The following is a 25,839-nucleotide window of genomic DNA, read 5'->3' on the forward strand; positions in this document are numbered from 1 at the left end:
AGCTAGCTTGGGCTATTCCTTAATTAGTAGTTTGAATGTAAATTTTCTTTAAAACTTCTTCCTCCGTTACTCATATAATTGCATCAGCTTTGGTAATTCTATATCCAGATCCCCGGACTCATCCTCCACACATGCAATTACCGGTATGCCGCTTCTGTGTTCAATCATTTTTTTATTATCTTCTTCCATGGGATTTTGAGGATGATAATGATTTAATATAATACCTTTTACCGGCAATCCCTTCTGCCTCATATATTCAACTGTCAGTACTGCCGCATTAATTGTTCCAAGTCCGGCATCTGCAATGAGAATTGAACTCAGGCCCAGGGTTTTAATAATATCCTCCAGCCAGATTTCCTTTTCATCAAAACAGACCGGACAAAGGATTCCACCGCTTCCTTCCATGGTAACATAATCATAATGACGGCAAAGTTCTGCATATTTTTGTTTTACAACTTCCAAATTTACGGGATTTCCTTCTATTCTTGAAGCCAGATGTGGAGAAACTGCATTTTCATATACATAAGGAATCATATCAGACAGCTTCATATCAATGCCTGAAATTTTCCTGACCATATCCGCATCCCCCGGAATGAGACCTTTTTCTGATCTTACATTTCCACTGGCAGCCGCCTTGAAATAAGCCACTTTTTTCCCTGCTTCGTGCAGCTTTTTTACTATGAGTGCCGTAATAAAAGTTTTCCCCACATCGGTGCCTGTTCCTGTTATAAATATACTCTTACCCATGATACAGCACCGCCTTATACCCTAATTTTTCTAACATCTCCATATCCTGCCGGATACTGATCCCTGACGTGGTCAGCATGTCTCCCGATATGGCTGCATTGGCACCGGAGGAAAAGCACTGCTCACCTTTGTCCGTCAGAAGTCCTCTTCCACCCGCCAGCCGAATAGACGCATCCGGAATCAGAAATCGAAAAACAGCTGTTATCCTGCACATTTCATCATTAGATAATATTTCTTTTCCCTCATATGGGGTCCCTGGAATAGGATTCAGAAGATTTACCGGAATGGATTTTACACCCAGATCCCTCAGTGTCAGCACCATGTCAATACGATCCTCCATAGTTTCTCCAAGCCCCATGATCCCTCCGCTGCAGATACTTAAACCAGCTCTTTTTGCAGCAAGCAATGCCTCTATTTTATCGTCATAAGTATGGGTTGTACAAATCTCTTTGAAATAGCGCCTGGATGATTCCAGATTGTTATGTACTCTGGTAGCTCCCGCCTGCCGGATCTTGCGGTATTGTGTCTCATTCAACAACCCAAAGGACACACAGACAGCGATATTTGATTCCTTTCTGATCTGACGTATACTTTCACAGACCTGGTCTATTTCCTCATCACTTAACCTTTTTCCGGATGTGACAATTGAATAACGGAGTACACCGCGCTCTTCATTATAGACTGCCTGACTTACGATCTCTTCAGATGACATCAGCGGATAGGATTCTGTTTTCGCCGGATAATAAGCGGACTGGGCACAGTATTTACAGTCTTCCGAACATCTTCCGCTTTTCCCGTTTATGATGGTACAGATATCAAATGCATTTTCACAGAATTTTTTTCGTATATCATCCGCTGCCCTGCAAAGTTCTTCCAGCGGCGCCTCAGCCAAAAACATCGCCTCCTCCTTGTTTATCGTACCTGAGTTCCAAATTTTCTCCTTTAAACCTTCTACACTATACAATGCTGCTCCTCCTCTTTCATAAAAGCTGGTTGATAACCGGCTTTAATCTTTTTGCAATGAACGCTGCCAGAAAACAAAGACAAATATCTCCCGGTACCGCCAGAATGAAACAATATAAAATCAATGGCCAAAGACCGATTGGCGTATCAATGACAAAATTACAAATCAGATAGTAATACAGCATTCCTACGCCGTATACGATTGCAAGCCCTGTAAAATTGGCGGCAAGTATCCTGCCCATATGTAAACTGCCTGCTTTTCTGACCATGTGTCCCGTCACAAAACTGGCAATTGCAAATCCAATTATATATCCGAAACTCGGTTTGAAAATATAACCGATACCCCCTCCTTCGGAAAATACCGGCAAGCCTGCGAGCCCCAGTATCAGGTATACAAATACGCTTAGTGCTCCAAGTTTACCGCCCAGTAAAAGTCCGGCCAGCATGGTAAATAAAAATTGCAGTGTAAAGGGAACTACCGGAACCGGAATCTTTATAAATGCTCCTGCTGCAATCAATGCCGTAAACAACGCACACATTACCATATCACTTGTTTTCAATCGTTTTTTCAATTTTTCACCTCCCATAAATATAATATCTGTTCTCATCTGAATAACTGTTACACCAGTAAATATATAATAGCCCCGTCCTATTGTCAACTAATTTATTTTTTTGGTTAACAATATGCAAATGAGAAAACCGCTGATCTTTGACCAGCGGCTTACCTACTTAAAAATAATCAATAAAATAGAAAAATAAAAATTTACACAGTAACCATTTCCAGATATTCTTTCGCCTGGGAAAAACTTTCCACCTTTTTCACTGCAAAATATTTCTTGAATTCTTTAGTCCACATATCCATTTCTTCTTCAATTTCATTTACTTCATTCATGATAAAAACTACATATCTGCAATCCGTCTTTGCCATTTCCGGAAGCAGAAAGGAGAATCCCCATTCCACATCCGCTTTTTCATCCTCAAATCCATTCTGTGCATCGATCACAAAATTGCTGCCTGGATTTTCACGTAATAAATTCAGCGCAAATGTTGTAGGGTTTCTGTAGTCACCAAAACAACAAAACTTTTTCCACTTTAAAAATACTATATTTTCTTTGTCAAGATACTTCACATTGCTAAATTCAGAATCAAATTCATTAGCCATATCTTCTCCCTGCTTTCTTTCCTGTTATAAACAACTTTATTATAATTATAACATTTTACAGTGCTTCTTCCACCCTAATCTCCACAGACGATGGGTACTGTTTACCATAATAGACCGTATTCTGAGCTACCATGAATTCTTCACTGTCAAATCCACCTGTGGTATTACTGTTTGGAAAAATAAAGTTCTTCGCACTGGATGTAATCGTCAGGCGGATCCGGTGACCGGGCTGAAAAGTATTGGAAATCTTTGTGGTTCTGATTTGAATGGGATACACCTTCCCCGGTTCCATAAATACAGGTTGTTCAAATCCTTCCCTGTACCTGGCACACAGCATACCGTCAGCCAGTTTAATGGAACGCCCGTCTTCCTGTACATCCGTGATTCGTACAATAAAATCCGTGTCAGGTGCATCCGAAGAGATGTATAATTTAACCAGCATATCTCCGGTAATGGTAACTGCCTTTTTTAAAACAGGCGTACTGTAGACCAGTACATCATTTCGTTTCTCTTCCTCTGTATAATCTTCCGGAACTTCCAGCTCATTTTCCGACATGTCAATCAGATGCACAGCGGGATTTTCCGGATCATAGCTATAAGTATCACTGCCATCTGCACCCGGATTACCGGTCAGCATGCCATTTGATTTTCCGTTTAAACTGTTTCCAGCTGCTTCACTTAACGCATTGCCTGTCCCCGAAAGATAAAGCACCTTCTTCTTAGCATGCTCTATCGGCCACCGGTCCGCCTGTTTCCACTTATTCTCGCCCAGTGTATAATACTCTACCGGAGAAGTGCTGCAGATCCCGTTGTTCCGTCCTTTCAGAAAGTGATCAATCCACTTGAAAAACATCAGGTCAATATCAAATCGTACTGCATCCATGCCCATGTGTATTCCATGAATATCATAATTAGCATTGCCGCTGTGCATCCATGGACCAAGAATCACTTTTCGCATTCCCTCCGGATAGTCCTTTGTCAGTTCCAGCGCCTGAGTGGTTCCCATCCCATTATCATCAAACCATCCTGACATAATCAGAGCAGGCACAATACGCTGTTTGGGATTCCTGGCCTGCCAGTCCGAACGCTTCCACAGTTCATCATTATCCGTATGCTTCAGCCATTTCTGTAAGAAGGGAATATCATAACCCAGTGCCTCAGGAGCTACCTGGGACAAGGGACGGATATTCAGAACCTTTTCCCAATCATCCCGTACCATAAGGGCCGGATCCATTTTCTTCTTAGACATGGCAAACGACCATGCCAGCATTCCGGAGGTGAAGCATCCGCCTCTTCTTGGTACATCCACAAACGCACTTCCCGCACATACGATGCTTAAGATAGCACACAGATAAGGGTTTTGACTGGCTGCCGCTGCCCATTGTACATACCCCAGATAGGAACCTCCTACCATCCCAACCTTCTGATTGCTGAACTGCTGGGCAGCAATCCAGTTCAGAGTATCATCGCCATCTTCCACTTCATAATAATTAGGAAGGAACTCTCCACCGCTTAAGTTTCGCCCACGGACATCCTGAATCACAACCGCATATCCACGCTGTACATAGCGGAAATAATTTTCTGCACCGGATTCTTTTTCGTAAGGAGTACGCACCAGCATGGTTGGAAACGGACCATCCCCGTTCCCCGGAAGATAGACATCGGTTGACAGTGTAATTCCATCCCGGGTGATAACATCATACATCCCGGCATACCTGACCGGACAGGGCTTGTGGTATCTGCCGTCATAATTTATCCAATCCTTCAGTACAGTTTTTTTCTCATACCCATCCCGTACCAGTATCCAGGCACATTCCCTGTTCGGGCAGATTACCCCGGCCAGAACTGATTCCGATACCAGGAAATTCTGAGGGAACTTGATATCTCTCTGTCCCCAGATGCCATCTAGCCTTTTCGTATAGCGCTCCGCAAATGGCGTATCCGCTTCAGGCTGGTCACAGCCGGTGAAAATCTTTTCATAAGTATCTTTACGCCTTAGAAACCTCAATATATCCAGTCGGCTCATCTGCTTATATTTTTCATTCACCGCTTCATCAAATACAGCCGTTTCTGTCAGTATCCCGCTGGTAAAATCCAATGTTCTGCAATAAAATCCGTCCGCTTCCTGCCAGAAGATTCCATACAATATTCCCGAAGTATAAAACTTCCACTGAACCATATCTCTGCCTCCCTTTTAAGCTCCGATCAGCATTTTAATCAGATACGCAACACCAATTCCCACATAGTTTCCGCATACTCCGCCAATTACACCCATAATCAGACCGATTCCCACAAGGGAATTCCATCCTCCGCCGGACGCTACCAGCGCAGCCGTAGGCCCGTCTGCAATCGCTCCTGTAATAGACAATACAGCATATTCATACTTCACTTTGAACAGGCGCAGAATCAGAAGATGAAGTGCCATTGCACCAAAAATTACACATGCACAAAACAGCGTAATTGCCAGTGTGGATCCAAAAAATGCCCGGATGTCCACCATAAAACCAATGGTAGAGAGATACATCATACCGAATAACAGTCCGAGGCTCATATTTCCTTTCAGCTTCTTTACCATAGGTAATTGTGCCATAATCAGAGAAATCGTTGTATTTAAAAGAATTTTACCGGCACTCATAAAAGACTCTGGGAAAAGCTTAGCTGATATGATTCCTGCCACTGTAGAGATCGTAATGGCAAGTGCCAGCAGATAAGCAATATCCCGGATGCTCCAGGTATCCGATCCCATCAGACTGCCTGAACCGTCACTTTCCTGGCGTTCTGCTTCGGTGTAATGGTAAGGCCATACTCTTTCAATCCATTTCATTTTCCGAAGGATAGCCGGCATTGCAAATAAAAGAATCAGTACCGGGATTCCGATTACATAATCAGCCGCATTTGCAGAAGCAATGGTTTCCTGTGCAGCATTAAGCCCTACTGCTATTGCCGTCAGATTTGCGCTTCCGCCTGTGTAGGTACCTACGAACATCCCTGCAACTTTCCAGCCTTCCGGAATGACATTTCCAAATACTACCCCAAATATGACACTGATGATGCTCACACTGAAAACCGCACAGATAATAGCGATCCATGGCTGCCTGGAAAGCTTTTTCAAGCCCTGGAAATCCACATTCAGCAGATACAGCGATACTGATATTGGAATACAATATGTCCCCAGCGTACCATATAATTCATGGCTGCCCGGCACAATTTTCAAGTTGGATAAAATAATCCCGATCACGATCACGGTCAGTACCGGACCGATGCTTTTCAGGGCGGAATACTTTTGCAGCCACATACTGAAAGCGATCATGATAAATACAACCGCCAGCAAACTTTCCGTCGAATTAAAAATAGGTAATGTCATTTTATAAACCCACCTCCTTAGTCTTCTAGAAATTAATATCTAATCCAAAGCCCGGCTTATCTGAAAGGGTAAAGATATCTCCCTCCCTGGTAAACCCGCCGTTCATGCCCGTTGATTCATCCTTATAGTACAGAAAGCTATCGCAGTCCGCCTCGGTAATATTCTGCTTGGATGCAACCAGACTCAGTCCGGCAGTGATGGCAAGTTTTGTTTCCAGCATACAACCAACCATACAATTTACTCCATTAGCCATTGCGATTGCATTGATCTGTTCTGCCTGATAGAGGCCGCCGCATTTCATCAGTTTGATATTCAAGGTATCGGCAGCACCCAGCCTGCAGGCTTTTGCTGCATCAATCGGGCTGTGAATAGACTCATCCAGCATAACCTTGATTCCTCTTGCTTTTTGGCGAATACAGGCTGCGCCTTCCATATCCCAATCCACAAGGCATTGTTCCACAGCTTCAACACCCGCCTTTTCAAATGCATCCAATGCTTTTACCGCATCGCTTACACAATATCCCTGATTAGCATCCACCCTGAGACGGATATGGGGTCCTACCGCTTCCCGGATTTTATGTATATTTTCTATGTCCTTTTCCAGATTGCTTCCCGTCTTAATCTTCAGGATATGATATCCTTCTTCCTGCACGTAATGCCTGGCCTTTTCTACCATTTTTTCAGTTTCGTCCATGCCAATGGTTATATCGTTGACTACCTGGTTTGCAAAACCGCCCAGTACCTTATATACAGGCTGTCCCATCACTTTACCACGGATATCATAAAGCGCCAGGTCAATTGCACATTTTGCAGAAGTATTTCCTGCAATTGCACCATTCATAAGAGCATGTATCCTTTCAATATTCAGAGGATCCTCCCCGATCAGTCCCTGACGGAACATCTGAAGTGCCGCTATGACCCCTTCAATGGTTTCACCGGTCACAAATGCCAGCGGTGCTGCCTCACCATATCCCGCAATCCCTTCGTCCGTAATGATTTTCACCAGTACATTTTCAGAATAATCAATAACAGCAAATGCTACCCGGAAAGGCTCGCTTAACTGAATCCGAATTTTTTCCAACTTCAAATCAACAATCTTCATACCCGCTTCTCCTTTTTTATAAATACTAAACTTTTTATAAATATTTTAGATTTATATTACTATTTATATAATTATATGTCAATTGTTTTCTGAAATTTTAGTATTACTTAAAATGTTTCCCTTTTATTTTTAGATATGCTATAATCAAATAAAATACAGACTAAATCACAGACACTACTATCAGGAGGATACCATGCTTGGTAATAAACTTAAACAATATCGAAAAAAAGCAAATTTAACATTGAAAATCATGGCTGAAGAAACCGGTCTTTCCATTGGCTACATATCCCAGGTAGAAAACGGGCAGGTAGAACCCTCCCTCTCATCCCTTCGAAAGCTTGCCAAAGCTCTGGATGTACCGCTTTATCTGTTGCTGGACTATGAAGAAGATGAGGCACTTACAATTCGGGAAGACCGGCAGATTCGTATGCACAACCACCAGGAATCTGTTACTTATCATTTTCTAAGCCCCCTCCCTTCCCATAAATTTATGCCCCAAAGCCTGATGATCCGGTTTACCATCGAACCCCATACACAGGATTCGGAACTTCCGGTTGTCCATCATTCCGAGGAAATCGTAACTGTTTTGTCGGGAACATTAACCCTTCTTGTGGGAAACGATGAAATTATATTAAAAAAAGGGGATTCTTCATTGATTAAAGAAGATATCCCGCATTTATTCAGAAATGACCATGATACGATGGTGGAAGGCATTTCAAGCCTCACACCTCCCGTCTGGGGGAATATGGCTTTGAATTAATCAGACTTCCCGGTAATTTATACACGCATCAGAACATACACAAAAGACAGGAACTGATTGCCCCTGTCTTTTTCTATGCTGTATTTAATATGGTTCTATAATTTTATGCGCATACTTCTGCCTGGTTACGCTTCTTCTGATATTTTAATAACAGCCTTCACCACATCTGCCTTATTATTTACGCTGTAGTCCATTGCCTTCTGGGCTTCCTCCAGCCTGAATATATCCGTAACAATTCCCTTCAGATTTACCTTTCCGGAAGCAACTGCTTCTATTGCCATTGGATAGATATGGCGGTAGCGGAAAACGGTTTTAAAGGTCAGCTCTTTATCTAAAGCCAGACTCATTGGAAGGGTCATTTCCCCGCTCTTGCTATAGCCAACCAGGACAATGTCGGAACCTTTTTTCGTCATATGTATTGTCTGTACTGTTGTGATCTGTGTACCTGCCGTTTCGATAGCAAGATCGCAGCCCTTATTGCCTGTCAGCCGCAATACTTCTTCCACCGCATCTTTTTCTGCCCCGTTGATTACTCCGTCTGCTCCTAATTCCATTGCTTTATCCAGTCTCTTCTGCATAATGTCCACCACATAAACTTTGGATACGCCCATTGCCTTTAATGCCATCATGCTAACCAGGCCGATACATCCGGCTCCCATAACAACTGCCGTCTGGCCTGCATGTGCATTTCCCTGCATTGCCGCATGGAATCCCACTGCAAGCGGTTCAATCAGTGCACCTTCTAATGTACTGACATTATCCGGAAGTTTAAAACACAGATCCGCCTCATGCGCCACATATTCCTGGAATACCCCGTCTACCGGAGGTGTTGCAAAGAATACCACATCCGGGCACAGATTATATCTGCCGGTTTTACAAAATTCACAATGCCCGCATGTCTTCCCGGGTTCCAGGGCAACACGGTCTCCTGCCTTCAAATGCGTTACGCTTTCGCCAACTTCCACAACTACGCCGCCCGGCTCATGTCCCAGTACAAAAGGAGGCTCTACCACATAATCTCCGATAGCGCCGGTTTCATAGTAATGAAGATCCGAACCGCAGATTCCTACATAATCCAATTTCACCAAAACTTCGTTTTCTTTTACCTTAGGAATCTCACGCTCTTCAAATCCCATTTTACCAATTCCATTCATCACTGCGACTTTCATTTTTCCATCCATAATCATCATTCTCCTTTACATGCTATGTATAACTTCATTTCTTTTATTAAATGTTTTATCAAAGTAATTATATTATTATTCCATTTTGCCCAAAAGTCAATCCCTAAATTTATTTTCGTTGATTCACCCAAATTATTTCGATAATATTATGTAATTTGTATAAAAAAAAACCCTTCCGGTTAAACCAAAAGAGTTTCTTTGCTAATCCAACTAGTTGGTACACTAGTCCTATCTTCACTTACTGCAAACTTTCAAAAAAAGCATCTGCAAATCCCATGGTAACTCCGTAGGCGGATGCTTCCAGTTTGTATTTTCCCATTCTGATATAGGACGTATCTATATCGAAATTATTGTATTTCAATACTCTTTTATTCAGGTCCATCCGGAATTCTTCCAGATAACCCCCAACATACCCACCCAGTATAATGTTGCAGTCAAATGCCATGCGCAGATTTGTAATGGTTAATGCCAGATACTCCAGATATTCGTCCCAGACTCTGAGGCATTCCTCATCTTGTTTCCTTAGCTTGTCAAAAAACGTCTCCAGATTTCCATCTGCATGTTCCATCAGGACTTTTGCCGCACAATAGGCATCCACACAGCCTTTTTTGCCACAATAGCAGGTTCGTCCATCCTTTTCAATTACCATATGTCCAAATTCTGCACTTTTAAAATTTTCACCCAGATACAGACGGTCATGCAAAAAGACCGCTCCGCCTACCGTATTGCTCAATGACAGATATACGGTATTTTCTGTCTCGTTTCCAAGTTCTGCATATGCTGCACTGTTTGCATCATTTTCCAACGCAAAATTAAAATCTATAAACTCATCTAAGCTTTTAAAGCTGACATTGCTCACACCCAATGTATGGGAGCGTATCAGCAGTTTCTGCTCCTGGTCTACAATTCCGGGCAGTGATATTCCCACACCCAGAATTTTTTCACTCTTTACCTTTAATTTTAAGATAAACCTTCTGATGAAGTCACCCAGCGCTTCATAATATGAAAAATCCGGTGCATATGTTTTTCTGATCCGCTCAATCTGCAAAAGTTCTTTTTTCATATTCACAAGCACAATCGTAATGTGATGATTAGTAATATCAATTCCAATCACATATCCGATATCCGGGACAATGGAAAGTGCCTTTGCCTTTCGCCCGCCGGTAGACTCATATACTCCATTTTCCACAGCGATGCCTTCCTCTACTAACTCTTTTACATTCTGCAGTGTCGTAGGCATACTTAATCCCAGTATATTTGCAATCTCAGCTTTTGATGTAACCCCTTTTGATGATATAAATTTGGCAATGCGAATCTTATTCATACGTTTCGTCTCTATTATCTTACCATTTCTTCCCATACTTTTTACCTGCTTATGAAAGTTTTATAAATCCTTTTATTAAATATATTATAGATAAGATTTTCTCATAATACAATAAAAACTTGTATTTTCTCGCATTTTTTATCGTAAGGGACATCATTTATAACGGCTCTTCTTAATTTTATCAGAAATATCCCGGAGTTCCTCCTTAGACAACTGATCCAGGTTTTCTAATTTTTCCAGAAATACACCGGTTGTTTCATCCATTTTGCTCTGAATAAATTCCAGGTAATAACTGACCACTACCCCTGGGATAAGCGCAACGATTAAAATACCGTAAAGTCCCAAAACCACCGTGCAGATCCGCCCCACAACCGTAACCGCATAGTAATCTCCGAAACCGATGGTTGTAATAATACTAAATGCATACCACAGTGCATCTCCATATGTCTTTACTTCCGGTTCTGCCGCCAGAAATGCAAAGGAAATTGCCAGTATAAACAGCAAAAATCCAATTAACATCTTATCTACATTTGTTATTTTTAAAATTTTCCAGAGTCTCTTTAATTTTTTCATTTTATATTCCTTTTACATTTCATTTTCAGAGGGTTTTCAGATTTTTCCCGCTATTTCTCTGCACTCCCATCAAATACCAGCATAAAACCACTGCCATTTATGGTACAGTATAGATAGGAGGTGTTCATTATGAAGAAAAAGAAAATCCTTGTCACATTGGTATGTCTTGCTTCCCTTTGGGCTTTCGCCCTATGGAAAGGTCCGGAATATAAAGTAGTAAATGCATTCAGTACCGAAGCCGACCGTACCAATACCTGCGTATTGAACATTATTGTAACTAACACCTGGTCATCTGCCCAATTAAAAGAAATTGCATTGGAAACCTTTAAGGAATACCAGCATGAGAATCCGGATTCAGATGCCGATTCCTTTACTGTAAAATTCTATCATAACCAGCATGATCTTGAAAATAACGAAAACTTTGATGAAATCACTTTTGACCAGCAACTGCTATAAGCTTAGCTGCTGATTTTGTAACAGCCAATCTATTCGCAGAGTATATAGACTGCAGGAACTATATGATACGCTGCCCCTGCATCCTATTTGTGAGGACCTTATCTCTTTATAAGGTCCTCACAAATTCTTTTGCCGTTTCCAGCCGTTCCCGAAACTGCTCATAAAAATCATTGCCTTTATCATAGGGCATTAAATAAAAATATTTCAATATGTACATCCCAACCTCTTTCATCAGATGATCGTTTTGCTCACTTTCCAGCATCTTCTGCATGTCCTTTAAAAAATAATGCCACTCCACAATAAATTGTTCATAATTTTTTGCATCCGGTGTATCAATCCATTTCCGAACCTTTATTTTAGTTCTGTTGTCCTTTTTGCATTCATGTATCTGCAAAAAATATTGAAAAGAATTGTTCTCATAAAATCTTCCAAGGGGAAAAATCCTGCATATTCCCGGTCTGAATTTATGAATACTGCATCTTCCTTCTTTATTTAAAAAAGCACAGTGCTCTGATCCTTCTGCCATTTTCAGATTTGGCAATATCATCTTGTCTACGATATTTAATGTAACTTTATCCGTCAGCAGTTCCTCGAAAGAGCAATTTAGATTGGCTGTTAACCGGTAAATATCCAGAGGATCTAAAATTATGGAATCTCCCATTCCCTGACAACAGGCGGAACACCCGTTACAATCCTGACAGTCTGCTTTCACCATATCATTTAATCCATATAATTTTCCATCCGATATTTCTTGAAGGTCTACTTCTCTAATCATATTATTTTCCTCATATAACTTTTTATTTTCATATATTAAACATTATTATATGTTATCACCTGTTTATTTTCAATAATTATCGGATGAAAAAGCAATACCACTCACCCTCACTTAAGATTTAATCCCACAATTCCTGCTTTTTCTTATTGACATAACCAGAAATGTATATTAAACTATTAGTGTAATAACAACTAATGTTATTACTTTCTCTCATAGCCCGGATCCCACGTCCGGGTTATACCTTCTTAATATATTTTACAACCTTAATTCTCATATACAATACCTTAATACCTTAATTCTCAGAAATCTTTGACATTGACAGTTTCCCTTATTATAATACTTATATAGACACTAATTAGAGTTATATATTTATACATATTTGGACGAGTCCAGGGGGATAAGATTATGAAAAAATACGAGTATAAATTTGTGGAAATACCGAAAAAAGAAAATGGCCTTAAAACAAAAGCCGGGGACACTTTCGAAGAATGCAAAGAAACCATACTTATGGAAGCCGAAAAAGGATGGCGGCTGAAGCAGGTTGTCGTTCCATTTAATGAGAAAACCGGAATTTATTCTGCGATGAATTATCAAATAATTTTTGAACGGGAAGCACAATAATTTTATTAAAATATACAAAAACAGCTTTAGGATTTAATTTCCTGAAGCTGTTTGTTTAACTATATTGGGGTTTAGCTGAGGAAGGACGCTTTGTATATAGAGGTAGTGTACGGAAAGAGAAGGGGGCGAGCCAGGACATTGATTTGGAAAGCTTACCGCAGAACTGGTATTTTCTAACCTTCCCAGAGCGCTTTTTGGCAGCACGCGGGCATTCGCTCCGAAATCCTGATGCATTTCGCAGCTCACTGCCCGCTTACAATCCGATGGGAGCCAGTCGAATTGTATCCGCCAAAAAGCACGCTGGGAAGGTAAGTAAATACTCAGCTCTGCTATACGCCTTCCAAATCAATGTCCTGGCTCGCCCCCTTCTCTTTCCGAGATAGCATTCGTTGATACAAAGCTGGTTTTCTCAGCATGATGGAACCCTGGGGTTGTGGCATGCTGGACGTTATTGGCATAAAGCTAATGATGTCAAGCAACTGATCTTGAGAACGAGTAGCATAGGGTAACTGGACTTATCACCGCAATTTGCTTCTTCATTCCAGAAAAAGTAGCAAACTTTCATCTTTTTTTACGCATAAACAGCCGAAACATACTACGCTGCATCCAATAAAGAACAGCCTGCCACACCCCAGGGGTTCCAACCTACTGAGAAAACCAGCTTTGTGGCGGTAACATGAATCTCGGAAAGATGGGGGTGGGAAACTGATATGGGCGGAGGAAGCGTAGAGCAGAGCTGAGTATTTACTTAGCTTCCCGGAGTGCTTTTTGGCGGATAGTATTCGACTGGCTCCCATCGGATACTAAGCGGGCACTGAACCGAGAAATGCATCAGGATTTCTCGGTGAATGCCCGCGTGCCGCCAAAAAGTGCTTCGGAAAGGTTAGAAAATACCAGTTCTGCGGCAAGCTGACGGAGTCCATATCAGTTTCCCACCCCCATCTTTCCGCACACTACCTATATTACACAAAGCGTCTATCCTCAGCTAAACCCAAATATAATGTTTTATAACCTCATTTTTAATACCACACATCCACATTTCGGAACATCCCAGATATGTACCCCCTTATTAAAGGAGAAAGAGTCTTTTTCTACCAGATTTCCCATACAGTCATATACTTCCCTGTCATATACTCCTTCCTCTTTCACCGAAAGAATCAGATCGGACCGGAAGGTACCATTTACAAAAACCATCTCATCATAACTTCTTTCCAGTTCAATTAACTCTGTAAGATGATAGGTACATACCAGCGTATTCTTATAAATTCCTTTGATTACACTATATCTTTCTGTGGGATTCAACGGAATAAATTCACCGCTGATAAATGCCTGTTTATATTTGTTCCATAAGGAACAATAAAATTCCAGCATCTGATAATGCTCTTTCTTCAGATCTTCCAGGCGCATAGAAATCTGGGGTACGCTGAATAAAACCTGAATCATCTGAAGTGCTGCGCTTTCTACCGAATCTTCGTAGTGCCACATAACCATATCAGAATGTACCGCACTCTCTCCTGCAATCAGACGGATATCCGTAACCCGGACCTTATTTTCCACATCGTCCATCGGACAGTCCACCGCCCGGAAGATATTGCCATAGGTACGCATTCTGGGTCCGTTATATGTCTGACGGAATTCAAGCAGGATATCCGGCTTAATGTGCTTAAGCCTGCTGATACAATCAGTCATTAATCGGTCAGCCGCTTCTTCAAAAGACTGATAATCTCTTCTCTCATCCGCTTCTCTGCCGCTGAATGCCGTTACCACAAACTCATCCACAAAGTCCAGCTTAAAGCCGTCCAGCCCCCACTCTGTCAGGGCTTTTTCATAAAGTCCGATTATGAATTCACGGACTGCCGGATATCTCGGATCCAGCACATGCCATTCCCTGTCAGCATCGGTATCGATAAGCATATCTTGAAATTGTGCAAAGTTTGCAGATCTTTCTCCAATAAACGGTACACTGTACCAGAAGAGGACCCGCATTCCAATCTTATGAAGACTATCCGCAAATTTACGGATATCAGGCATTTTTGATTCCGCTGCTTCCCAGTCTCCACAGTATGCATATCCTCTGGCGTTATCTTCTGTCTGCCATCCGTCATCGACGATCACCGTTCCACAGCCGATTTCTTTTGCCATTCCGCACTGCCTCAGTAGTTCCTCCTGGCTGACCCGTTGATGGTAACTGTACCAGGTGGAGTATACAAGCTCCTTTGCTCCCTGGGGGACAAAAGCAGAAGCCATTCCCTCCAAAGTTTCCCACCACCGGGATACTTCCTTCAGGCTCTGATAATAGGGAATCTCTCTCATATCCAGTCTTACGGTGACCTCATATGATTTTCTAAGAGTGGTCTCCCGGCTGAATAAAATAATTTCAAATTCATATTCTCCAGTTTCTTCAACCGGAAGCGCCTTTAAACCAATGGTACTTAAAGTATCGGAAAGCCCGATACAGGCGCAGTTTTTATGATCAGGGGAAAGCAGGCATTCCACTGGGGCACCCGTAAATCCATTGGTCAGATATAGATTTTCAAACCAATCAGAATTAAGTGCTTTGATCAGATGCAGTTTCGGAGTCCATCTGTAATGCACCTCGATTGCAGGTACATAAATCCTTAAAGTAAGTGGGGAAAATAATTCTTCCCCCTCTGTCTGCACAGAAAAATGAATATATGCTGTCTCCCCTTTCTGTTCTGCAGTATAAGTAACTTCCCTTTTGCTTTCTTTAGGTATTTCACCGATTCTATATGATAATTTCTTCATACGACTCTCCTAACTCTTAACTGCGCCGGCAATCATACCATCCACAATATATTTTTGTGCTGCACAATATACGACCAGAATCGGGAGAATGGACAGCACAATAAACGCGCATACATAGTTCCATTTATAGGTCATATACCCTACAAAACTGTAGATACTCAGCGGTACGGTATTCTTTGCCGTATCTGTTACAAAATATAAAGAAATCTGGAAATCATTCCATACACCCATGAATGTTATTATTACATTAGTAAAAATAGCAGGTTTCAACAATGGGAAAATAACCCGGTAAAACATATTAAAAAATCCTGCACCTTCTAACATTGCCGATTCATCCAGCGCTCTAGGTATACCTTTGATTACACCGGAATAAATCATGATGCTCAGAGGCATCCTGGCTGCGATATGTATTAAAATAATGGAAGCATAGGTGCCGCTTAGTCCCAGTGTCTTTACGATGATAACCTCCGGAATCAGTGCCAGCGGAGCAATCATTCCGATTAAAAAATAACCTGAGAGAACTTTACTCGTTTTATCGCTGCGCCTCGAGATAATAAATGCCGTTACGGATGAGATAAAAACTGTCAGCAGCACGACCAGACCGGTAATGATAAAACTGTTTTTAAATGCCCGCAGCAGCTGTCCTTTTTCAATTACATAGCGGAAGTTCTCCCACAGAAATACTTTTGGAAGGGAAAGGGTAACCACTGCCGATTCTTCCACTGATTTAAAAGCCGTCAGAATTACAAGAATAAATGGAAATATTACGGCAAATGTCATCAGAAGGCAGATCACATAGATTCCTGTTTTTGTAATAGCTTTCTTGGTCTTATAATTTGCTTTCATCAAATATCCGGCTCCCTTCTTCTTAAGAAACTCAATAATGGGGAAATAATAATAACAATCAGCAGAAACTGAACAAGGTTAATTGCTGATGCGTATCCAAGTGTTCCTACTCTCATGGCATCGTAAGATAATTTACTGATGACCTGGGTAGCTCCGTTCGGACCGCCATTCGTCATGGACATGACAATATCAAATATATTAAATCCACCTATAACGCATAAAGTAATGGTTGTATTAATTGACGGTGTGACAAGAGGCAGGGTAATTGATTTCGTTGTCTGCCATGCACTTGCACCATCGATTCTCGCCGCCTCGTATAAGTCGCCGGAAATGGATTGCAGACCTGCCAGAATGATTGCGGTGTTGAACCCGATCCACATCCAGGATTCCACCGTACATACGGAATAGAGCACCACATTGGTATCTCCAAGCCAGTTCAGAGCCAAAGTCCCAAGGCCGATACTTCTTAAGAAGATATTTAAAATACCGGTATCCGGCTGCAGAATAAAGGTGAATACATAACCGATTACCAGGGCACCAATGGTACATGGCAGGAAGATTACTGCACGGAAAAAATTCCTTCCCTTAAATGCCCGGTTCAGCAAAAGAGCAAACAGCAGTCCAATCCCCACTTTGATAATCGTTGTTATGATTGCAAATTGAAATGTATGGCCTAAGGCCGGAAGAAAGCTTTGGGAAGCGAACAGATCCAGAAAATTAGAAATACCGATAAAATTTGGTGTTTCAAAATTGTAAATGCTCCAGTCCGTAAAGGAAAATATAAACCCTCCGCCAATTGCAAAAATATAAAATATCGTAAAAATAGCAACTCCCGGAATTACAATATAGAGAGGATAATACTTCTTTTCCAGTTTATTCATGCTGCTTTTTTTCTTCATGTCTCTCATACAGCTCCTTTCTGTACAAAAACCACCTACGTATGAACGATGGTGGTTTTTGCACTTTATGCTCAGATTTTATTTAAATCCTTCAAACCCTAACTGTTTTCCTACTGTTATTACTGCATCACTCCAGATTTTTGCACATTCTTCCGGTGTCTTCTGACCCAGTAAATCAGACAGGAATGCACTGTTTGCGTCATCTGACGGTGTTATAACATATGTCTGGTTATAGTGAATCTGTGTTTTTCCTTCATCGATATACTTCTGTGTATCCTTTAACGTACCGCTTAAGTTCGGTGCATCCAGATCATTCCATACGGATGTACAAGCTCTGGTCTTCATATTGAGCAGTAAATTATCATCTTCAGCCATGAAGCTGATAAAATCTTTTGCCACATCCGGATTTTTACACTGATTGGAGATATAATATCCGCCCGGACCTGCAATTGCAAGCTGGCTGTCACCATCTTTAGAAGGTGCTGCGAACATTCCGATATTACCCTCTCCTGCCGGCTCTACTTTCACATATTCGGGATCTGCCCAGTCACCCATGTACATCATGGCAGCCTGTCCGGAGGCAAGTGCTTTCTGTCCCATCTCATAAGTTGCAGTTGAAATATCTGAATTTATATAACCATTATCCACATAACCTTTTAATCTTTCAAACATCTGTGTAAATTCAGGAAGGGAATCCCAGCGGATTTCATTCTTATTTAATTTTTCTAATGCATCCGGGTTCTTGCTTAAGATATTCGGCCACTCAGCATTCATAATCTGATTAACTGTCCACGCATCTGCCATAGATACATAAATTGGTGTAATACCTGCATCTTTTAATTTAGCACATACCGCATCAAATTCTTCATATGTTTTGGGCACTTCCAGTCCGTTGTCCTTAAATACTTTTGTGTTATAAACGATACCAAAAGAATTGACTCCGCCATTTGGGAAACAATATACTTTTCCATCCGAATGGGTTACAAATTCCTTGCCTGTTTCCGTTAATTTAGGTACCCAGGCTTCGTCAGATAAATCTACCAGATTTTTTTCGTGCTGGTAAGAGGTTGACTGAGTTCCGGTATCTCCGATGAAGATATCCCACATGCCGCTTGTAGACATTTTTGTCTGTAAAAGAGAATCAAACTGGTCGTCATCAATTGCCTGGATATCCAGTTTGTTTCCTGTTTTTTCTTCCCAGTTCTCTTTAAAGGTTTCAATATTGGAGATTTCTACATGGGATGCCTTTAATCCAACGGTAATCGTAACTCCACCTTCCGCCTTATCACTGGAAGCAGCCGCATTGGAAGTTTTCTCTTGGGAAGTATCCCCATCAGTCGTCTTCTTTTCTCCACCCTGGCAGGCTGCAGCTGACATCATTAAGACTGCTGCAATCCCGACTGCCATCACCTTTTTTGCTAGATTTTTCTTTTTCATACAAATCCTCCTTATTCTTAACAATTATTTTTTTACAACTGTTATTGTGTTTTTATTATATAAATCATATGGTCATTTTGGAATGTAATTTTCTGTCCGGTTTGTATATATTTTTTTGACATCCCAATAAATTTTAAACATGCTTTCTCACAAATTTGTGGGTATCAAGCAGTATTCGGGCAGACAAACGCTGCCTGCCCGGTCTTTCCTCGTAAATATTATTTTACCTTGATCGTCTTTGTCTTACTCCAGTTACCATATATTTTCGAACTGCCCGCTTTCTTGTAACTTCTGACCCGGATGTAATAGGTCTTCTTACTTTTCAGCTTCTTAAGTTCTAACCGTGTGGTTTTACTTTTGGAGACGGTCTTCACTTTCGTCTTTGACCCGGTAAATTTTTTACTCAGGGAATACTGTACCTGATAACCGGTTGCCTTTTTATCCCGCTTCCAAACCACCGCTGCTGTCTTTTTCTTCAAAGATTTCAAGCTGCTGATTCCGGCCTTCTTTGGTTTCACGGTAACCGTTACTTTTTTTACCGCTGTTTTAAAGTCTGTTGCAGATGCTGTCAGGGTAATCGTTGCCTTTCCACATCCTTTTATGGTCACCTTTCCCTTGCTGTTCACGGCTGCAGCCTTGGGATTACTGCTCTTATACTTTAATTTACAGTTTGCCCGGGCCCCCAGAGAAAATGCCTTATTTCCATAAGTCTTTTTATATTTTGTCTTCTTAATATGAATCACTGCATTCTGTAGTCTTTTCAGACTGTCCATTGCCTTTTTAAGTGCTGCTGCTGCGCTGTCTGCGGAAGTTTGGTCAGATGCTTTATCCGCCGCAATCCTTTCTGCTTTTTTCAGTGCATTTGCCACTGCCTGGTAACTTGCATCCGTATAATCTGCTTTTATCAGCCGTTTCGCCTGGTCAATTACAGCATTTAACTTCGAAAAGTCTGTTTTAGGCACTAAGACCAGCTCGTCCATTGCTTTTTTAAGCCCTGCTGCCGCCTCATCTACCGCTGATTGCGCAGCGGATTCATCGGCAGCAGTCTTCTTTGCCGCTTCCAATGCTTTTCTCATTTCCTGATAGCTGATTTGGGTATAATCTGTTTCAATTTTGCTATTTGCTTCTTCTATCAGGTTGTTCAGGGCGGTAAAATCTGCTTTTGGAACTAATCTTTCCACCGCATCCCGTAAGTCTGTCTCCGCCTGGTCGATAGCTGCCTGTGCAGACAGCTCATCTGCAGCAATCCTTTCCGCTGCTTCAAGTGCCGCTGCCAATGCCTGATAGCTGGCTTGTGTGTAATGGATTTCTGCTAACTGCCTTGCCTGATCAATTGCAGCATTTAATGAAGAAAAGTCCGCTTTTTTCACTAATTGTTCCATGATACAGCCCAGATCTGCTGCTGCCTGGTTGACCATTGCCTGATTCAGATCCGGTTTTCCCAGGATCTCCTTAATCCGCTGCAGTTCCGCCAAAAATATGCCAAAGCTATCTGAAGTATAATCTGCCTCCTGCAGCTGTTCTGCTTGTGCAATCATTGCTTCTAATACAGATGCATCCGCGGCACCGCTTCCAAATACTTCTACTTCTGAGATATTTATCTTATTACTGCTGCCCCAGCTGCAGGTATGGCCTTTTCCGTAAATGCGGATATAGCGGGCAGTTACCGGTGCATCCGGAACAATTTCCTGAGGTGTTTCCTGAAATGGTTTTGAAACAACGTCTTCCGGTCCAAATAAAACCTGAACTGCTTCTTCCGGAAATTCCGGATCTGAGCTTACTTCTACAAGGCAGTCTAACCAGCGGATATCCACATTCCCATCCGCGTAATAGGTGCGGTAAATATCCATTTTGTCAATCTGGCGCTCTGTGCCCAGATCATACTGCAGATAAACCGGTTCCCAGGTTTCCGGATTGCCATTATCTTCTCCAAGCGCCGCAATCTGGATAAAGGGGTCATCATAAGAGCACGAAAGGTTTCCATCTGTGGCATTTCCCGGGTTCTCAATTTCCATTGCAGAGTTGGTCACAGCCTCTTTCCCGGAAAGCATATTCTCCGTTCCGGACGGCAGCTTTATAAGGGCTTTCATCGCTCCCTGTAACTGATAATATGCTTCAACCTGACTTTCCTGTGATACATCAGACTGTGCCAGCACCTCTTTTGCATCCGTCAGTGCTTTCGCAAATGTGATCCATGACTCTGTTGTGTACATCCCTGCATCTATTGCTTCTGCCTCTGTAATTAGTGCAGATAAATCCACCATAGCCACCAGGGCATCAATGGCATCCGACAATTTTATGTAAGCAGCTTCTACCTCTCCAATGGATACATTTTCCCTATCCAGTACTGCCTGAGCACCAGCTTTTGCTTCTTCATATACCTTCCAGCTTTTTTCTGTATACCCATCCGGATTAAATTCTCTGTTAACCAGCTTTTGCAGCTCTTCTTTGTTTATTTCCTGTTTAACCAGTTTATCCATACGGATATCGGTCTTATCTGTGAAGAATTGCAGCCTGTTTATGCCTTCCTTAAGATTCACTTCGAAATTCACTGTATTGCTTCCATCCGGCAGCGGTAAGCTCTTTTCCTGTCCATCCAGAATGTAAGTCAGATTTCCGGAACCGGAATAACTCACTTCCATAATCGCATTTACTGTGTTTTTACTGTTTACCGGAATTTCCACAGCATTTTCTATGCCGTTCATCTGTTCTACATATCTTCCATTAGACATTCCAGACTGTTCCATGATTTTTGCCGTCCCGTTCAGATTATTTTTATAGGACTCAAATTCATAGGTTACATCCGGTTTTGCCGTGATTTCTCCTTCCAGAAGAATGCCTGCCGTACCATATCCGTCAATTACAGGAACAATAACTTCTGCCGTACCATCTTCGGATACCATTATTGTCTGTGATTCAAAATGGCTGATATCGGAATCATACGTATAAGGATATATTTTTGCTGTCACTTCTGCTCCTGCTTCAAAAGGAACATTTTTCATAATCACTTTGGTACGGTCATAAGCGGTTGCCGTATAGTTATTAATAAGTGCTACGGGAGTTCCGTCTGCATTTACGGCACCCACGCTTTGTGTCATGCCGCCCTGAATTGAACTTGATTTTACGTCAAAATACCCTTTACCCAGTCCCAGATTAACCGAAAGCATACCCCAGGTTTTTGTAAAGTTTGCAAGATACGGTTCCCCCGCATTCCAGGTATACATTCCTTTGCCCCGTTCGATCCATCCGGAACTGGCTTCATAATCATCCATTGGTACGTCAGCCGGATAGCAGGTGTAATATCCTCCGCCCTCATATTGATCTGTCATCATATCAATAAGGTTTTTGGCATGCCAGCCTGTGCTCTTGTATCCATAAGTTTCATTGACAGGCTGGCCTGTGCTGACATTATACTCATTTAAATAAAGGGGTATTTCTCTTCCCAGCTTATTTCTTAACCAATACTTTGCATTTCTGGAATTCGCCCCCTGATTACCGGTATCCTGGTTCGCCGGACGTTCTCCATATTTATGAATAGAAACAAAATCTATTCTGTCAAACCATTTTTCATACTTTTTTGAAAGAATTGTTCCAAGTACTCCATAATCGCCTCCCCAGCTGTCATCTGCACCTCCGCCCATTTTAACTTCCGGCTTGCTGCCGCCTTCTGCTTCATAGATGGCATCGATTGCCTGATAGAACTGATCTGCGGCAATCAGGTTCTGTCTGTTGCCAGCCGGATATGCATTCCCCTCCGGATCCCGCTGATCGCCTCCCTGGGGTACATACCAATGAGGTTCATTTAAGAATTCGTAACTGTCAATTCCCTCTGCTTTTAACATGAGATATACTTTCTTAATAATATCCCTGTAAACTTCCCAATCCTTCGGTGCACCATTGCATACTTTTTCCGTATGTGCAGTTCCGGTTACTACTCCTGCCGACAGCCATTCCGGGATCTGGAAAGTCATAGCCATCACCTCATATCCCTGGGTTTTTGCCTCTCTTACCCAGCGCAGAAGTCTGCCTGTATTCCAGTTCGCAGGATTAGACAGCCCGTTCAGATATTCGCCCCGCTCATTATAGTAATCCATATCCGCCCGATAGCCCTCCAGAGTGAATCTGTTTTCTCCGGTCCCGTCGGGTGTTGGAACATAATAGTAATCAGACCGCACATAAGATGGCTGGTCAGATCCCTGGGTTCCGTCTGCCGGTGCCCAATTTGTATCCGGAGTTTTTGTCCAGACAGGAAGAATTTCCTGGAGACGCGCATCTGCTCTCATGAACCGAACTCCGGCTTCATTTGTCAGCATTGGCCATACCTTAGAATGATCTCCGATGTCAGAATCTTCCCCGTCAAGGCTGGGATAATGCGTTACCCCGAATATCTTCGGTGAGCCGGCAGCAATGGTATTCCCATAGTCAATGGTTACGGTTCCCCCTTCTGCCGGTTCTACCACAGTAACCGCTGCCGTATCTCTTTTATTTCCATCCTGGGTAATAACCATTATAACAGAAGCACCAGTTTCCCCTGCTGCCGTGACAAGCGCTGTCCCGTCTGCCCCAGGTGTTACGCTGGCAATATCCGGTCGTGAAGATTCCCAGGATATATTTTTGTTCGCGGCATCTGACGGTACAATGGAAGCCGTAAGCGTCTGGCTTTCCCCCTGTTTCAGTGTCAATGCCTTCGGTGATACCGATACGGAAGCAACTGAATTTTTAACCATGATTTCAAAAGAAGATGAAACTGCCTCCCCTTTGACAGATACCGTAATTTCAGCCTTCCCTTCCTTGTTAGGGGTAAGCAGTCCATTTTCATTTACGGATACCACGCTGCTGTCAGAAGAGGTATATTCCAGCGTTTTTCCTGCTGCAGAGGAAGCAGGGAAAATTCTTGCGTCAATCACAAAATCCTGCTTTACTTTTGAAAGAACATATGCATCCCCATCTTTTTCCAATGCATTCAGATTCTGGATTCCGATTGATAATGCAACATCTCCCGATTCTAAAACTAATTTGTCAGGCCGTAAATCCCCGGATTCCGTATAAAATTGAATGGTATTCTGATTTCCGCCCTCCAAAGAAATATCAAATGAAATATCCTTTGTTAATGAAATGCCCGAGACATCAATGTCCATGGGCTCTCCACCGTTGACACTTACTTTGGTACCGCTGACGTTTCCGGAAGGTGATGCGTATAAGTGTGCCTTATAGGTACCCGATCCGTCTGCCGCGACCTTGCGCAGCGTAACAAAGTTATCCGCTCCTCCAAACCCTTTTACTGTACGGTTAAAAGAAGCTCCTGTAGTCCAGGAAATTTCCGTATTACCCCCAAAATGATTATCCTGGCTCTCAAATTCATACATTTCCTGCGCCGGCAGGGTTCTGTCTGTTCCGCCTGTCACTACCAGTCCCATGGCTGATTTTGCCGGTATTATCGGAATAGATGCCGTAATAATTCCATTGTGTACCTCAAGATCCGGTATCGATATAACTTCTTTCGAAACTTCCGTACCAGTGTTAGCCGCATATCCTTTTAATGTGACAGTGCCGTCTTCGTAAGGCACGTTGCGCAGCTCAATACTCACATTCTGCTTTTGCTGGTCTCCGAAATTTGTTAACAGCATCATTGCCTCATTTTTGGAATTTACCATTGCTATGGAATCATCCACCGGCCAGCTGCTGCCCATATCAGTGGAAACAACTTTAAATTCTCCTTCCCCCAGTCCCATCTGACTGCTCAGCAGCGTATATGCTTTCGCAAATGGATTCAGGGTTACGGCTCCGTCATCTTCCGTGTACATATAACTTCCGGCATTTGTCCGGGCATCTACAGACCCGTCGAACAAAACCATGTCCCATCCGTCACGCATTGCCTTAAATAATGCCAGAGAATGGTACTTGATTCCATCTGCACCGGTGATGGTACCATCTGGGCTGTCTGCCCCTTTTGCCATAGATGACCATCCGGTGAGAAAAAGCGGCATGTCTGCATTGTGAAGCGCTGCCCTGACTGCTTTTCTTCCGGGTTTGAATTCTCCGAAAACATCATTTTTCCAATCCGTCGTAGGATCTGCACCATATGCTTTGAAGGATACAAACTGTAGGAGCGACTGGTCATGGTCTGCATAGGCATTCAGTACTGCCTTCACATTGGGCGCTGTGCTGAGGGAATCATTTTTATCCTTCAGTTCATACCCCATTCCTCCGATCTGTACCTGTGGAAGTATACTCCTAACCTTTGCAGCAGCCTGATAATAAGAATTCGTAAAATCCTCAGCGCTAAGAGAGGTATCCGGTTTTAACTCCACGTATCCAATGCTTTCTTCATAATCTGGTTTTGCGGCACTTAGAAAGGTCTCTACCATTGCAGCAAATGCACCTGCCTTGTCCGGGGTACTCTGATACCATGACGGCAGCTTGTCAAAAGTTATAAAAGCTTTGATACCTGCACCCTTTATTCTTGTAAGAATACCTCCCGCTACATGAGTATAAGACTCCAGTACCTCAGAGTCCGCATCGGTACCTTCCGGGAATAATTTAGACAGATCTACATCTACTCCCATTACTTTTAATCCTGTTTCCTGTGTCAGGCTTTTCCATGCATTACTTTCTGCGGCTGGCGTACCAAGTCCCCCAAAGATCATCGGGTTTCCTGTCCCTATACTGGTATTGTAATCCACCACGATCTGTGCATTTCCGGTTTTGGGCTCTTTCCCAGGCTCTGCTGCTGCTGCCGGAAGTACAGTTCCAAACAGCATGCTTGTACTTAATAACATCGATAATAATCTTTTTCCTATCTTCCTTTTCATTTGTTTCTCCTTCCATGATTATACCCCTGAATAGCGAAGGCTGGCTTATGC

General features: G+C 42.4%; 19 protein-coding genes. 3 read left to right on the forward strand and 16 right to left on the reverse strand.

Translation table 11 applies throughout. The annotated features are described in order from the left end of the window. Positions 1-66 precede the first annotated feature (66 nt). From bioD to CD03_RS0116075, 7 genes are all read right to left on the reverse strand, one after another. Positions 67-747: a dethiobiotin synthase gene (gene bioD, locus CD03_RS0116045; RefSeq protein WP_027294529.1), complete on the reverse strand. Its 681-nt coding sequence runs from the start codon at positions 745-747 to the stop codon at positions 67-69. After that, positions 740-1,711, reverse strand: a complete 972-nt coding sequence (gene bioB / locus CD03_RS0116050) for a biotin synthase BioB (protein WP_027294530.1) — start codon at positions 1,709-1,711, stop codon at positions 740-742. The genes bioD and bioB overlap by 8 nt, the downstream gene beginning before the upstream one ends. 16 nt (positions 1,712-1,727) lie before the next feature. After that, on the reverse strand, positions 1,728-2,297 hold the full coding sequence (locus CD03_RS0116055) for a biotin transporter BioY (protein WP_027294531.1): 570 nt from the start codon (positions 2,295-2,297) through the stop codon (positions 1,728-1,730). A 176-nt stretch (positions 2,298-2,473) separates the two neighbouring features. Continuing rightward, entirely contained in the window at positions 2,474-2,872 is a 399-nt protein-coding gene (locus CD03_RS0116060) for a hypothetical protein (RefSeq protein ID WP_027294532.1), read from the reverse strand. A 55-nt stretch (positions 2,873-2,927) separates the two neighbouring features. Beyond that, positions 2,928-5,051: a CocE/NonD family hydrolase gene (locus CD03_RS0116065; protein WP_027294533.1), complete on the reverse strand. Its 2,124-nt coding sequence runs from the start codon at positions 5,049-5,051 to the stop codon at positions 2,928-2,930. A 15-nt stretch (positions 5,052-5,066) separates the two neighbouring features. Then, on the reverse strand, positions 5,067-6,236 hold the full coding sequence (locus CD03_RS0116070; protein ID WP_027294534.1) for a DUF819 family protein: 1,170 nt from the start codon (positions 6,234-6,236) through the stop codon (positions 5,067-5,069). Between the two features lie 25 nt (positions 6,237-6,261). Continuing rightward, positions 6,262-7,338: a mandelate racemase/muconate lactonizing enzyme family protein gene (locus CD03_RS0116075; protein ID WP_027294535.1), complete on the reverse strand. Its 1,077-nt coding sequence runs from the start codon at positions 7,336-7,338 to the stop codon at positions 6,262-6,264. 193 nt (positions 7,339-7,531) lie between these two features. Between CD03_RS0116075 and CD03_RS0116080 the strand changes: the two genes are divergently transcribed. Further along, positions 7,532-8,098: a helix-turn-helix domain-containing protein gene (locus tag CD03_RS0116080; RefSeq protein WP_027294536.1), complete on the forward strand. Its 567-nt coding sequence runs from the start codon at positions 7,532-7,534 to the stop codon at positions 8,096-8,098. A 125-nt stretch (positions 8,099-8,223) separates the two neighbouring features. Here the strand turns inward: CD03_RS0116080 and CD03_RS0116085 are convergent, their stop codons facing one another. The 3 genes from CD03_RS0116085 to CD03_RS0116095 form a co-directional block, all read right to left on the reverse strand. Further along, positions 8,224-9,279: an NAD(P)-dependent alcohol dehydrogenase gene (locus CD03_RS0116085; protein ID WP_027294537.1), complete on the reverse strand. Its 1,056-nt coding sequence runs from the start codon at positions 9,277-9,279 to the stop codon at positions 8,224-8,226. A gap of 238 nt (positions 9,280-9,517) precedes the next feature. Then, positions 9,518-10,639 (reverse strand): ROK family transcriptional regulator, encoded by a 1,122-nt coding sequence (locus tag CD03_RS0116090; RefSeq protein WP_027294538.1) that lies wholly within the window; start codon positions 10,637-10,639, stop codon positions 9,518-9,520. Positions 10,640-10,756: 117 nt separating this feature from the next. Further along, on the reverse strand, positions 10,757-11,176 hold the full coding sequence (locus tag CD03_RS0116095) for a potassium channel family protein (protein ID WP_027294539.1): 420 nt from the start codon (positions 11,174-11,176) through the stop codon (positions 10,757-10,759). A gap of 129 nt (positions 11,177-11,305) precedes the next feature. Between CD03_RS0116095 and CD03_RS0116100 the strand changes: the two genes are divergently transcribed. Then, positions 11,306-11,632, forward strand: coding sequence for a hypothetical protein (locus CD03_RS0116100; RefSeq protein ID WP_027294540.1), 327 nt, complete (start codon positions 11,306-11,308; stop codon positions 11,630-11,632). A 106-nt stretch (positions 11,633-11,738) separates the two neighbouring features. Here CD03_RS0116100 and CD03_RS0116105 read toward each other — a convergent pair whose 3' ends face one another. Beyond that, positions 11,739-12,407, reverse strand: coding sequence for a YkgJ family cysteine cluster protein (locus CD03_RS0116105; protein ID WP_027294541.1), 669 nt, complete (start codon positions 12,405-12,407; stop codon positions 11,739-11,741). A 405-nt stretch (positions 12,408-12,812) separates the two neighbouring features. Between CD03_RS0116105 and CD03_RS0116110 the strand changes: the two genes are divergently transcribed. After that, the gene (locus tag CD03_RS0116110; protein WP_027294542.1) at positions 12,813-13,028 is read left to right on the forward strand and encodes a DUF4177 domain-containing protein; all 216 of its coding nucleotides are present in this window, start codon (positions 12,813-12,815) and stop codon (positions 13,026-13,028) included. A gap of 1,005 nt (positions 13,029-14,033) precedes the next feature. On the opposite strand, the gene CD03_RS33705 is transcribed toward CD03_RS0116110, so the two are convergent. From CD03_RS33705 to CD03_RS0116135, 5 genes are all read right to left on the reverse strand, one after another. Then, on the reverse strand, positions 14,034-15,794 hold the full coding sequence (locus CD03_RS33705; protein WP_052377831.1) for a glycoside hydrolase family 36 protein: 1,761 nt from the start codon (positions 15,792-15,794) through the stop codon (positions 14,034-14,036). A gap of 9 nt (positions 15,795-15,803) precedes the next feature. After that, on the reverse strand, positions 15,804-16,640 hold the full coding sequence (locus tag CD03_RS0116120) for a carbohydrate ABC transporter permease (RefSeq protein ID WP_044289424.1): 837 nt from the start codon (positions 16,638-16,640) through the stop codon (positions 15,804-15,806). Next, positions 16,640-17,539 carry a carbohydrate ABC transporter permease gene (locus CD03_RS0116125; protein WP_242849104.1) on the reverse strand — a complete coding sequence of 300 codons (900 nt, stop codon included), beginning with the start codon at positions 17,537-17,539 and terminating at the stop codon, positions 16,640-16,642. Before CD03_RS0116125 ends, CD03_RS0116120 begins: the two co-directional genes overlap by 1 nt. Positions 17,540-17,617: 78 nt before the next feature. Then, positions 17,618-18,976, reverse strand: coding sequence for an ABC transporter substrate-binding protein (locus CD03_RS0116130; RefSeq protein WP_027294545.1), 1,359 nt, complete (start codon positions 18,974-18,976; stop codon positions 17,618-17,620). Between the two features lie 218 nt (positions 18,977-19,194). After that, a complete protein-coding gene (locus tag CD03_RS0116135; RefSeq protein ID WP_027294546.1) occupies positions 19,195-25,788 on the reverse strand; it encodes an Ig-like domain-containing protein in 6,594 nt (2,197 codons plus the stop codon). Positions 25,789-25,839: the final 51 nt, after the last annotated feature.

Origin of the sequence: Robinsoniella sp. KNHs210 (genome assembly GCF_000686105.1) — a bacterium.
Taxonomy (GTDB): Bacteria; Bacillota; Clostridia; order Lachnospirales; family Lachnospiraceae; genus Robinsoniella; species Robinsoniella peoriensis.

Coding starts and splice junctions, on each gene's coding strand:
- bioD (WP_027294529.1), bottom strand. CDS start 747: ATGGGTAAGAGTATATTTATAACAGGAACAGGCACCGATGTGGGGAAA.
- CD03_RS0116055 (WP_027294531.1), bottom strand. CDS start 2,297: ATGGGAGGTGAAAAATTGAAAAAACGATTGAAAACAAGTGATATGGTA.
- CD03_RS0116060 (WP_027294532.1), bottom strand. CDS start 2,872: ATGGCTAATGAATTTGATTCTGAATTTAGCAATGTGAAGTATCTTGAC.
- CD03_RS0116065 (WP_027294533.1), bottom strand. CDS start 5,051: ATGGTTCAGTGGAAGTTTTATACTTCGGGAATATTGTATGGAATCTTC.
- CD03_RS0116070 (WP_027294534.1), bottom strand. CDS start 6,236: ATGACATTACCTATTTTTAATTCGACGGAAAGTTTGCTGGCGGTTGTA.
- CD03_RS0116075 (WP_027294535.1), bottom strand. CDS start 7,338: ATGAAGATTGTTGATTTGAAGTTGGAAAAAATTCGGATTCAGTTAAGC.
- CD03_RS0116080 (WP_027294536.1), top strand. CDS start 7,532: ATGCTTGGTAATAAACTTAAACAATATCGAAAAAAAGCAAATTTAACA.
- CD03_RS0116085 (WP_027294537.1), bottom strand. CDS start 9,279: ATGGATGGAAAAATGAAAGTCGCAGTGATGAATGGAATTGGTAAAATG.
- CD03_RS0116090 (WP_027294538.1), bottom strand. CDS start 10,639: ATGGGAAGAAATGGTAAGATAATAGAGACGAAACGTATGAATAAGATT.
- CD03_RS0116095 (WP_027294539.1), bottom strand. CDS start 11,176: ATGAAAAAATTAAAGAGACTCTGGAAAATTTTAAAAATAACAAATGTA.
- CD03_RS0116100 (WP_027294540.1), top strand. CDS start 11,306: ATGAAGAAAAAGAAAATCCTTGTCACATTGGTATGTCTTGCTTCCCTT.
- CD03_RS0116105 (WP_027294541.1), bottom strand. CDS start 12,407: ATGATTAGAGAAGTAGACCTTCAAGAAATATCGGATGGAAAATTATAT.
- CD03_RS0116110 (WP_027294542.1), top strand. CDS start 12,813: ATGAAAAAATACGAGTATAAATTTGTGGAAATACCGAAAAAAGAAAAT.
- CD03_RS33705 (WP_052377831.1), bottom strand. CDS start 15,794: ATGAAGAAATTATCATATAGAATCGGTGAAATACCTAAAGAAAGCAAA.
- CD03_RS0116120 (WP_044289424.1), bottom strand. CDS start 16,640: ATGAAAGCAAATTATAAGACCAAGAAAGCTATTACAAAAACAGGAATC.
- CD03_RS0116125 (WP_242849104.1), bottom strand. CDS start 17,539: ATGAAGAAAAAAAGCAGCATGAATAAACTGGAAAAGAAGTATTATCCT.
- CD03_RS0116130 (WP_027294545.1), bottom strand. CDS start 18,976: ATGAAAAAGAAAAATCTAGCAAAAAAGGTGATGGCAGTCGGGATTGCA.
- CD03_RS0116135 (WP_027294546.1), bottom strand. CDS start 25,788: ATGAAAAGGAAGATAGGAAAAAGATTATTATCGATGTTATTAAGTACA.